Source organism: bacterium (genome assembly GCA_035370465.1).
Taxonomy (GTDB): domain Bacteria; phylum Ratteibacteria; class UBA8468; order B48-G9; family JAFGKM01; genus JAGGVW01.
Genome location: DAOOVW010000051.1, coordinates 1 through 10,707, shown reverse-complemented (window position 1 = coordinate 10,707; position 10,707 = coordinate 1). Strand labels below are relative to the sequence as shown.

Annotated in this window: 14 protein-coding genes and 1 tRNA gene; 4 read left to right on the top strand and 11 right to left on the bottom strand. The window is 29.0% G+C overall.

What is annotated here, in order from left to right; all coding sequences use genetic code 11:
- Positions 1–60: 60 nt before the first annotated feature.
- Positions 61–390, bottom strand: a complete 330-nt coding sequence (locus tag PLW95_06890) for a peptide chain release factor-like protein (GenBank protein HOV22384.1) — start codon at positions 388–390, stop codon at positions 61–63.
- A gap of 179 nt (positions 391–569) precedes the next feature.
- Here PLW95_06890 and PLW95_06885 point away from each other — a divergent pair, with 179 nt between their 5' ends.
- Genes PLW95_06885 through PLW95_06875 form a run of 3 tightly spaced genes read left to right on the top strand, consistent with a single transcriptional unit; the run spans position 570 to position 3,395 of the window.
- Positions 570–1,235 (top strand): HAD family phosphatase, encoded by a 666-nt coding sequence (locus tag PLW95_06885; protein ID HOV22383.1) that lies wholly within the window; start codon positions 570–572, stop codon positions 1,233–1,235.
- On the top strand, positions 1,225–2,271 hold the full coding sequence (locus PLW95_06880; protein HOV22382.1) for a DUF362 domain-containing protein: 1,047 nt from the start codon (positions 1,225–1,227) through the stop codon (positions 2,269–2,271). The genes PLW95_06885 and PLW95_06880 overlap by 11 nt, the downstream gene beginning before the upstream one ends.
- Positions 2,268–3,395, top strand: a complete 1,128-nt coding sequence (locus tag PLW95_06875; protein HOV22381.1) for a glycerate kinase — start codon at positions 2,268–2,270, stop codon at positions 3,393–3,395. Before PLW95_06880 ends, PLW95_06875 begins: the two co-directional genes overlap by 4 nt.
- Before the next feature lie 43 nt (positions 3,396–3,438).
- Here the strand turns inward: PLW95_06875 and PLW95_06870 are convergent, their stop codons facing one another.
- The gene (locus PLW95_06870) at positions 3,439–4,062 is read right to left on the bottom strand and encodes a V-type ATP synthase subunit D (protein ID HOV22380.1); all 624 of its coding nucleotides are present in this window, start codon (positions 4,060–4,062) and stop codon (positions 3,439–3,441) included.
- Positions 3,983–5,461 carry a V-type ATP synthase subunit B gene (locus PLW95_06865; GenBank protein HOV22379.1) on the bottom strand — a complete coding sequence of 493 codons (1,479 nt, stop codon included), beginning with the start codon at positions 5,459–5,461 and terminating at the stop codon, positions 3,983–3,985. The genes PLW95_06870 and PLW95_06865 overlap by 80 nt, the downstream gene beginning before the upstream one ends.
- Positions 5,462–5,549: 88 nt before the next feature.
- Here PLW95_06865 and PLW95_06860 point away from each other — a divergent pair, with 88 nt between their 5' ends.
- Positions 5,550–5,849: a hypothetical protein gene (locus tag PLW95_06860; GenBank protein HOV22378.1), complete on the top strand. Its 300-nt coding sequence runs from the start codon at positions 5,550–5,552 to the stop codon at positions 5,847–5,849.
- Between the two features lie 83 nt (positions 5,850–5,932).
- Here the strand turns inward: PLW95_06860 and PLW95_06855 are convergent.
- The 8 genes from PLW95_06855 to PLW95_06820 all read right to left on the bottom strand — a co-directional run bounded on the left by PLW95_06855 (position 5,933) and on the right by PLW95_06820 (position 10,459).
- Positions 5,933–6,004: transfer RNA gene (locus PLW95_06855), tRNA-Glu, on the bottom strand.
- A 59-nt stretch (positions 6,005–6,063) separates the two neighbouring features.
- The gene (gene rfbD / locus PLW95_06850) at positions 6,064–6,903 is read right to left on the bottom strand and encodes a dTDP-4-dehydrorhamnose reductase (GenBank protein ID HOV22377.1); all 840 of its coding nucleotides are present in this window, start codon (positions 6,901–6,903) and stop codon (positions 6,064–6,066) included.
- Entirely contained in the window at positions 6,900–7,913 is a 1,014-nt protein-coding gene (gene rfbB / locus PLW95_06845; GenBank protein ID HOV22376.1) for a dTDP-glucose 4,6-dehydratase, read from the bottom strand. Before rfbB ends, rfbD begins: the two co-directional genes overlap by 4 nt.
- A complete protein-coding gene (locus PLW95_06840; GenBank protein HOV22375.1) occupies positions 7,910–8,641 on the bottom strand; it encodes a sugar phosphate nucleotidyltransferase in 732 nt (243 codons plus the stop codon). Before PLW95_06840 ends, rfbB begins: the two co-directional genes overlap by 4 nt.
- Positions 8,638–8,820 (bottom strand): hypothetical protein, encoded by a 183-nt coding sequence (locus tag PLW95_06835; protein ID HOV22374.1) that lies wholly within the window; start codon positions 8,818–8,820, stop codon positions 8,638–8,640. The genes PLW95_06840 and PLW95_06835 overlap by 4 nt, the downstream gene beginning before the upstream one ends.
- A 10-nt stretch (positions 8,821–8,830) precedes the next feature.
- Positions 8,831–9,766 (bottom strand): hypothetical protein, encoded by a 936-nt coding sequence (locus PLW95_06830; protein HOV22373.1) that lies wholly within the window; start codon positions 9,764–9,766, stop codon positions 8,831–8,833.
- Positions 9,748–9,945: a hypothetical protein gene (locus PLW95_06825; protein ID HOV22372.1), complete on the bottom strand. Its 198-nt coding sequence runs from the start codon at positions 9,943–9,945 to the stop codon at positions 9,748–9,750. Before PLW95_06825 ends, PLW95_06830 begins: the two co-directional genes overlap by 19 nt.
- 52 nt (positions 9,946–9,997) lie before the next feature.
- On the bottom strand, positions 9,998–10,459 hold the full coding sequence (locus PLW95_06820) for a dTDP-4-dehydrorhamnose 3,5-epimerase family protein (protein ID HOV22371.1): 462 nt from the start codon (positions 10,457–10,459) through the stop codon (positions 9,998–10,000).
- Between the last annotated feature and the right edge of the window lie 248 nt (positions 10,460–10,707).

Genomic DNA, 10,707 nt, shown 5'->3' with positions numbered 1-10,707 from the left:
AGAAATTGTTTTCAATAAAGTTGCAAGAGAAAATGCTATAAAACTCCTTAATATATAGTTTTATATTTCGTATGGATTGATATGTTTTCTTAATTTTTTCTTTTCACTTTTTTTTCTTTTTTCTTCAATTTGTTTCTGTTTAACTTTTTCGCTTTTCTTTGTAGGAATTCTTTTTTTCGGTTTTTTATTTAATTTTTCAAGTTTCTCTTCTAATCTTTTGAGTGCTAATTTTCTATTTTCAATTTGAGACCTGGATTCAGTACCTCTTACAATAATTCCTGTTGGAATATGAACAATTTTAACTGCTGTTTCTTTCTTATTTTTTCTCTGACCACCAGGACCCCTACTTTTGTAAAAATATGTTTTTATTTCGTCTTTTTTTATTTTCATTTTCCCTTTGTATTTAGAAATTTTATAAGTAATTTCTAAATAGTCAAGGCAGCAAAGGAAAAAGAGAAATATAAGCTATATGATGGAATGAATTTTCATTTGATAAGACAGTATTGAAAAGTGAACTCTTGAAGGGTAAAAATATAAAATGAAAATGTTCACTTCACCATTATAAAAAGATGATAAAAGGAATAATTTTTGATGTAGATGGGGTACTTGTTGATACAGAAAAAATACATGTTGAAGCATGGGAAAATGTTTTTTGTCCCAAAGGAATAACTTTAAGTAAAGATGACTATGAAAAGGGAATTGGAATTGCAGATAAAGAATTTCTTATACAATTAAAAAATCAAAAGAAAATACCAGAGAATTTAGATATTGGTAGATTATGTAAAGAAAAAGAAAAATATTTTTTAGAAATTATAAGTAATGGAGTTAATGTTATTGATGGTGTTATTAAAATACTAAATTTTTTGAAAGAAAAAAAATTTAAAATTGCAGCAGCATCAAACTCAAAAATGGTTTTTGTAAAAAATGTTTTAAAATATGGAGGAATAAAAGATTTTTTTGATGTTATTGTAGCAAGAGAAGGTATCAAAGAAGCAAAACCAGAACCGGAGATATATATAAAAACATTAGAATTGCTTAAATTGAAAAAAAATGAAGTTATTGTTTTTGAGGACTCAGAAGTTGGCATAGAATCAGCAAAAAGGGCCGGTATTTTTTGTGTTGGCATTGAGACAACTCAACAATATGATAAACTTAAAAAAAGTGATATTATTTTAAAAAAAATGGATATAGAAAAAATAAAAAACATAATAAAAGGGATGGAAAGTGAAAAGTAGTGTTTATTTTTTGCCTATTGAAAAAATAAGTGTTTTGTACGATTTTATTAAGTGGACAGGTGTTTTTGATTCAATTGGAGAAAAAGACACTATTGCTCTTAAAATACATTTTGGAAATTCAAGACATAATAATCATATACCAGCAGAATATTCAAAAGAAATTTTAAGGGTTTTGGAAGAAAGAAAATGTTTTGCTTTTTTCACAGATACAAATGTTTTATATAGAGGAGAAAGAGAAAATACAATAAGTCATATAAAAATAGTTAAATTACATAACTATCACAATTTAGGAGTTCCAGTTGTAATTGCAGGTGGAAGTAGTGGCAAAGACGAAGTTGTTTTAGAAATAAATGGAAAACATTTTAAAAATATTTATATAGCGAAAGAATATAGTGAAGTAAGTGGAATGATTGCTCTAACTCATTTTAAAGGGCATATACTTGCAGCGATTGGAGGAACAATAAAAAATGTAGGTATGGGATGTGCATCAAGAAAAGGGAAATATGCAATGCATTCAAATATAACTCCTCAAATTAATATTTCAAAGTGCATAGGTTGTGGAAAATGTGTAAAAGAGTGCCCAGTTGAAGCAATTGAACTCAAAAATAAAAAAGCGAGTATAAATAAGAAAAAATGTATTGGATGTGGAAGTTGTATCCATACCTGTCCAAAAGAAGCAATAAATATCCCATGGTCAAGTGTTACTCCTGCTCAATTTCAAGAAAAAATAGTAGAATATGCATCAGGTGTTATAAGTCAGTATGCAGAGAATAAATTTTTTGCTATAAATTTTTTAACTAAAATTGCTATTGAATGTGATTGTGCTTCTAATCCAGGAAAATTTTTATCTCCTGATATTGGAGTACTTGTTTCAAAAGACCCTGTTGCAATTGATAGAGCAAGTGTTGATATTATTAAAAAGGTAAATGGCAAAGATGTTTTTGAAGGCATAAGACCTCCTTATAATTATCAACTTGAATATGGTGAAGAAATTGGGCTTGGCAGTATTTCATACAAGTTAATTGAATTCAAATGAAATTACTTATTTGTCCTGATAGTTTTAAAGGATGTTTTACAAGTTTAGAAGGAAGCAAAATAATAAAAAATGTTTTTAAAAAGTATTTTCCGGAAAGTACTCCAATACTTTTTCCACTTGCAGATGGTGGAGAAGGCAGTATTGAAGTTTTAAATAAGTTTATTAAAGGAAAATTTGTTTTTATAGAAAGTTCTGACCCACTTGGTAGAAAAATTAAGACAAAATATCTAAAAAAAGGCAAGGCAGTTTATATTGAACTTGCAAAAGAGGCAGGACTAACTTTTTTAAAAGAAGAAGAGAGAAACCCATTAGAAACAACAACTTATGGAGTTGGAGAAGTAATTTTAAGAGCGATTGAAGATGGGTGTGAAAATATAAGTATATTTGTTGGTGGAAGTGCAACAAATGATGCAGGTATTGGTGCTTTAAGTGCTATTGGAGTAAAGTTCTTTGATGAAAAAGGAAAAACAATTTTTCCTGGCAAAGGGAAGGATTTAGTTAAAATTAGAGGGACTGACATTTCTTCTGTTGATAAAAGAATTTTTAATATTAAATTTACAATTTTAACAGATGTAAAAAACCCTCTATATGGGAAAAATGGTGCTTCTTATATTTATGCATGGCAAAAAGGAGCAAATAGCAAAGAAGTAAAAATTCTTGATGATGGATTAAGAAATTTTTCTTTTGTTTTAAAAAAATTTACAGGTAAAGATGTAAGCAGAATTAAAGGGGCAGGAGCAGCAGGTGGGTTTGCATCCGGATTTATTTCAATTTTCAATTCAAAAATAGAGTCAGGGATTGAGTTAATATTAAAAAAAGGAAATTTTAAAGAAAAAATAAAAAATTGTGATTTTGTTATAACAGGTGAAGGGAAATTTGATAAACAGTCATTTTTTGGAAAAGTTGTTGGTGTGGTTATTGAATATTGTAAAAAATATAAAGTTCCAGTAATTATTTTAGCAGGGACAGTTGAAAGAAATATATATAAGAAAATAAATGAAGAAAATATAATTGTTATGAGTATTCTGCCAGGGTTTTTAAGTCATGATGAAGCAATGAAAGAGGGAAAAAAATTATTGAAAATTAAGGCACAACAGATTTTTAAACTCTTAAAATTCAAGTAAAAACAAATCTAATTCCTACCTTTTATTTTGGCTAATTCTCTATTCAAGTGGATTTTGTATGTCTCAATTCAATAAGTTGGAGATGTTTTAATTTTGTCAGGTTCGCCCTTTCATTTTCTTCCAATTTAAACTTTATAAATTTTATTGCTTCTTCTATACCAGGAATTAGAACATATTCTAATGCATTTACTCTTCTTCTTGTTCTTTCTATTTCTTCTGTAAAACTTATAAGTTTATTTTCTAAATGATAAAGATAAAATAGGCGATTTATAACTTCTGTCCCTTTTTCAATTAAAAATTGATAATAAGGAGAAGAAAAATAGTCAGTTAGGGTTTCTTTGACTTCAAAATTAATCTCTTTGACAGGAATATTGAAAATCCTTTTTTTAATAACCTTAACTTCTGTTTTTATAAATGGAGAGGAAATTAAATTCTCCCATTTCTTCTTTTGAGTTATTCCTTTTAATTCAACTACTTTTAAATAATACTGATATAATTCTTCTTCAACTTTTTTTCTTTTATCTTTTATCTCATCTAAAAGTTTTCTAAATTCAATAAGAAGTTGTTCTTCTTTATCTTTTAGAAGTTTATGTCCTCTCTTTGCTACCTGTACTCTTCTTTTCAGTTTCAATAACTCCATTCTCGTTGGATTTACTTTTATTTTCATTTTTCCAGTATTTCTCCATTATTTCAGGTGGTATTCTCTTTATTGTATCCATAGGCAAGGTTCTCAATAATTGCCACCCAATATCAAGTGTTTGTTGAATAGTCCTATTTTCATCAATTCCCTGTGAAAGAAATTTCTCCTCAAATTCCTTTGCAAAATTAAGATGTGCAATATCTTCTTCTGTTAAAGATGCCTCCCCAAGAACCATTGCAAGTTCTTCTGCTTCCTTACCTCTTGCATAAGAAGCAAATAACTGACTGGCAATTGCCGGATGGTCTTGCCTTGTGTGAATTTCCCCTGTTTCTTTATTTACCCCAATTCCTTTATCTCTTAATCTTGAAAGTGAAGTTAGAACATCAATCGGGGGGTAAATACCTTTAAGATGAAGTTGTCTTGAAAGAATAATCTGCCCTTCTGTAATATAACCAGTAAGGTCAGGGATAGGATGTGTTTTATCATCTTCTGGCATCGTTAAAATTGGTATCTGTGTAATAGAACCTTTCTTGCCTTTTATTCTACCTGCTCTTTCATAAATAGTTGAAAGGTCTGTATATAAATAAGACGGGTATCCTCTTCTTCCTGGAATTTCATTTCTTGCTGCTGAAATTTCTCTTAATGCCTCTGCATAATTTGTCATATCAGTTAGTATTACAACTACATGCATATCATTTTCAAAAGCAAGATATTCTGCTGCTGTTAAAGCAACTTTTGGAGTAGCGGTCCTTTCAATTGCTGGTTCATCTGCAAGATTTATAAATGTAACAGTCCTTTCAATTGCACCTGCATCTCTAAATTCTTTGAGGAAAAATTCTGCCTCTTCAAAAGTTATTCCCATTGCAACAAATACAATTGCAAATTTTGTCTCTTCTTTTGATATAATTTTTGCCTGTTTGACAATTTGAGTTGCTAAAAGATTATGAGGCAGCCCTGAACCAGAAAAAATAGGAAGTTTCTGCCCTCTAACTAAACTATTTAGCCCATCTATTGCTGATATTCCTGTTTGGATAAATTCCGAAGGATAATCTCTTCTTGTTGGATTTATTGGTTCTCCGTTTATATTAAGATATTTTTCCGGAATAATTTCAGGTCCTCCATCTCTTACCTTGCCCATCCCTGTAAAAACTCTTCCTAAAATATCGGGAGAAACCCCTAATTCAATCCCTTTTCCTGTAAATCTTACTTTTGCTCTATCAGGACTAATACCTCTTGTTCCTTCAAAAACCTGAATAAGTGCTTTATCCTGTTCTATTTCAAGAATTCTTCCAAGCCGCATTCCATCTGGAGTAAGTACTTCTACAAGTTCGCCATATCCCGCTCCTTCAACTCCTTCAATAAGCATAAGAGGGCCCGCAAGATTTGCTATACCTTTAAATTCTTTAAGTGCATTAAGATTTTTCATTGTTTTTCTATTATACGAAAAAATTAAAAAAGTGTAAATATAAAAATTAAATTTGACTTCATTGAAAGAATTATTTTAAAATTTTTATATGGAAAAAGAAGTAAAAAGATATAGGATGAGACCAAATGAATATTTCTGTTTATCTCCAGAAGAAACATTAACTATTGGAATAAGCCCAGGAGAACAGATTATTGAAGAGATAAAACTCATAAGAAATCCTTACTTTGGTTATATAATGTATGCATCTATAAGAGAACTCCCAGAAAGTGAAATAAAAAAAATACCTTTTAAGGAAAGATATGAATTTTTGTTTGAAAGCAGAAAAGAAGCGATGGAATTTATAAAAACAATAGGGGTTGATATTTTACATCTTTATAGAGTAATTTAAACAAAAGTTATTGATAGAAGTGAGATTTCTTATGATGAAGAAAATTTTGATTTTAAGGAAATGTTTTAAATAAATTTTAAAAACGCCCCCAGCCGGACTCGAACCGGCGCTACCACCTTGAAAGAGTGGTGACCTAACCGCTAGTCGATGGGGGCAAATTCAAAATATAACTTAAATTAAGATTATACTGATAAAAGTGTGTCTGTCAAGATAACTAAAACTGGTCGGATAAAAATTTTCTTAGAGACAACTGCCAGGAAACAGGATAATAACCCAATGTTTTCAATAAAGATACATCCAATGTAGAATATTTCGGTCTTTTTGCTTTATATTCAAATTGTGAAAATTTTATTTTTTCTATCCTTCTTTCTTTCTTTTTTAAAATTTTAATAACTTCTTTCCCAAATTCATACCAACTACATTCTCCTTCATTACAAATATTTATTATTCCTTTATAATTTTGTTTAATTAAAAACTCTATTGCTTTTGCGAGTTCAAATGCATAAGTTGGGGAGTTTATTATATCAGTTGTAAGTTTGACTTTCTGGTCATTTTTTAAGAGAGTTGGTAATTTTGAACCAAAATTTTTTCCACTTTTGCCAAAGATTCTTGAAGACCTCACTATTACAAAATCATTTAAGAGATGAGAAACATAATATTCTCCAATAAGTTTTGTTTTCCCATAATGATTTATTGGTTCTGGAATATCTATTTCAGAATATGGTTTTTTCTTCTCTCCATTAAAAACAAAATCAGTACTTATATATATAAGTTTGCTTTTTACCTCTTGACAAATTTTTGATATATTTAATGTCCCGATAGAATTAACTTTATATGCTTTCTCCTGTTCTACTTCACACCCATCTACATTAGAAAAAGCAGCACAATGTATAATAACTTCTGGTTTTATATTTTTAATAAAATCCAATGACTTATCATAATTTACAATATCAACTTCTTCTCTTCCAGTACTTATAACATTATATTTTTCTGATAGAATTTTTGTGAGATAACTACCAACAAGTCCTTTTCCCCCTGTAATTAAAATTTTCATTTTCTGTACTGTTTTTTATAATAATTTTTATAACTCTGCCTATTAAGTATTTTTTTCCACCACTCAACATTTTCCTTATACCACTCAACAGTTCTTTTCAGTCCATCTTCAAAAGAAACTTCATCTTTCCAGCCCAATTTTCTTATTTTATCACTATTTATTGAATATCTTTTATCATGTCCAGGTCTATCTTTAACAAATTCAATTAGAGATTCATCTTTCCCTAAATATTCAAGTATTTTATTAGCAACATATATATTTTCTTTTTCATTACCAGCAGATATATTATAAATCTCTCCTTCTTTCCCTTTATGTAAAACAATATCTATTCCTTTACAGTTATCAAGAACAAAAAGATAATCTCTGACATTCCGTCCATCTCCATAAAGTGGAAGTTTTTTATTTCTTATTGCATTTATTATAAAAAGTGGAATAAATTTTTCTGGATATTGATATGGACCATAATTGTTTGTACTCCTTATAATAACTACAGGACTTTTATATGTCTTAAAATATGAAAGAACTAAAAGGTCAGCACTCCCTTTACTTGCAGAATATGGGTTAGAAGGATTTAGAGGGGCTGACTCATCAAAACTCCCTTTTTGAATACTTCCATAAACTTCATCAGTAGAGATTTGAATAAATCTTTTAAAATTTAATTTTCTTACAATTTCAAGTAAATTAAAAGTCCCGAAAATATCTGTTTTCAGAAATTTTTCTGGATTACCTATTGACCTATCAACATGGCTTTCTGCTGCAAAGTTTATTATTACATCATAATTTTTTCCAAAGGATCCTGCGGATATATCATCAATAATACTTTTATCACATATATCTTTCTTTAGAAATTTATAATTTTTATTATTTTCAATATCTCCTAAATTCTCAGGATTTCCTGCATAAGTAAGTTTATCAATATTTAAAATTTCGTATTCAGGATATTTTTTAATTATATACCTTATAAAGTTTGAACCAATAAATCCACACCCACCTGTAATTACTATTTTCATTTTCTTTTCTTTGTTTTTTTCGCAACAAGATTATTTGCTTTTAGAAGGGAATCAAAAGTTCCTGCATCTGTCCACCAACCATCAATAATTCCATATGTAAGTTCTCCATTTTTTAAGTATCTATTGTTAACATCAGTTATTTCAAGTTCTCCCCTTTTTGATGGCTTAAGTGTCTTTATAATTTCAAAAACATATCTATCATACATATAAATTCCAGTAACAACATAATCAGTAGGCGCTTTTTCTGGTTTTTCTATTATTCTTTTTATTTTTCCTTTTTTATTGAACTCCACGACGCCAAATCTTTCCGGGTTTTCAACTTTCTTTAACAAAATTCTTGCTCCCTTTTTTTGCTTTTTGAAAATTTCAACCTGTTCTTTTATACTTTTTTCAATTATATTATCTCCAAGAATAACAACAATTTTATCATCTTTTGAGAAGTTTTCAGCCAGAGAAAGGGCATCTGCAATACCACCCTCTCCTTCTTGATAAGTATAGTTCAAATTAGGAAGTCCAAAAATTTTCCCATTTCCAAGAAGTTGGAGAAAATCACCGGCAAAATTTCCTCCTGTAACTATCAAAATATCTGTTATTCCTGCATCAATAAGTGTTTCTATCGGATAAAAAATCATTGGTTTATTATAGACAGGAAGAAGATGTTTATTAGTAATTTTTGTTAAAGGATACAACCTTTTACCCAGCCCACCAGCCAGAATAACCCCTTTCACTTAATAATTCCTCCTTTCAAAAATTCATCTAATAGTAAAGCGCTAAAAACAAGTTCATCATCCTTAATATTTTCAATCTGTTCTTTTATTTTCCCCTTCTTTGCAAACCAGATAATTCCGTCAACAATAGCAACTTTTTTTACATTTTCAGGTGTTTTTGTTTCTCTTATAAAATTCATCGTAAAAATATTACAAAATCCCCAATTTTTTTTCAAACTCTACCCAAGATTTTTTTCTCTTATAAAGTTCTCTAATATCTTTTGAATTAATAATTTTAACTCTCTCCTTTATCTCATGAAAAGTACCTCCTAATAACTGGTCTGCTTTAATAACATCTCTTTTAGAGTGGATTATAAGAAAAACATTACTATTCCACAAATCAAAAGCATGCTTGAGTTTACTTAAAGCATGATAAACATCTCCCCCTACTTGAACTTCAAATACATATGTAGGAGAACCCTTTTCAATTCTTCTCCAAACAACATCTAATATCATATTATCAATTTTATATTCTTTTTGACTCAAAAGATTATTCATATTTCCAATTTGTACTATTAATTCTATTAATTGTTTATGCAAATCCTGTTCTTCTATTACTTCTTCTTCATATTGAATTGGTATTTTGTCAAAAAGTATTTCATAACTCAATTTTTTATTAAATTCTCTAATTAAAAAGTTTATCAGTTCTTTATGTTGAATAAAATTTACACCACCCCGCAGTAATTCAGCAAATTTCCCTCTTCCCCAATTTTCCTTCATAAACTTGATAATATCTATACCTCTATTATTCCACTCATTTTCGGAAAGTAAAATATCTACTTTGAAGGTAAATCTAAGAGGATATTTTACTTTATTTTCTCTGATTTCATCCGGCCAAAGAGGTTCCCTTTGTATGAATTTATTTTCAATTTTTCCACATCCTATTATTTTTTTTACATTATCTGAAATATAAAAAAATATTATATTTTCCCTCTCTAATGCCTTCCACTGTGGAAACCACTTATCTTGCACACCCCAAGTTCTATTATATATCTCAATTGCATATTTGAAATTTTCTTTATTGCTGGACATAATCCAGCAAGAATTAGAATATATATCGTTTATCATTATTCCCAGTACATCCATTTATAAAAACATTTTTTACAAAAATGCAAATTGTTTTCTCCTATAGGTTCCTCGGCATCTAACAATGCTTCAAATGTATCCGAATATGAGTCATCTTTATAATTATAATCCCATTTTATCCAAATTTTTTGTATATTCACTTCAGCTTTTTTATTACAATCTCTACATTTAATTCCCATTTTTTACATCACCTCTTTTTAATATTAATTTTTTTTGAATTACCCCTTTCACTTAATAATTCCTCCTTTCCCAGTTATATGGAATTTTATCTGTATCAAATGGGAGTCGTAACTCATCTGGATTTTTATAATTATATGTGTTTGTAGGGATATTTAAAACGATACATTCTTCTTCAGATATGCACTTAAACCCATGGTAGATACCAGCAGGAATATGAATTAAAATATGATTATAAATACCAACAAAAAACTCATTAATTTTTTTATAAGTTGGACTTTCTTTTCTCAAATCACAAAGGACAATTTTTGCCATTCCTTTTATGACAGTTAAATTATCATTTTGAAACTGGTGACAATGCCATGCTTTCACAACGCCTGGATAAGCAGTTGTTATATATACCTGCCCAAACTTTTCAAAAATTTCGTCGTCATTTCTTAAAATCTCTATTAATATTCCTCTTTCATCAGGAATGACTTTTAAATTCTTAATCTGGACATCTTTTATTAATTCCATAATTTATATTTTATCAGAAGTTTTAGAATTTTAAAAAAATAATATAAAAAAAATGGGAGAGGTCCCAGTATAATTTTGGAACCTCTCCCTTAAAGGGGGTACTGAGGAGGTGTTCTCTCTTTTATCTAATTCGTTTATTATATTTATATTTTACCCCAATTATTTTTTTTGTCTATGTTTTACCTGTTTTAATAGGCCGCGCAGGGCTCGAACCTGCCACCCCCGCCTTAAAAGGGCGGTGCTCTGCC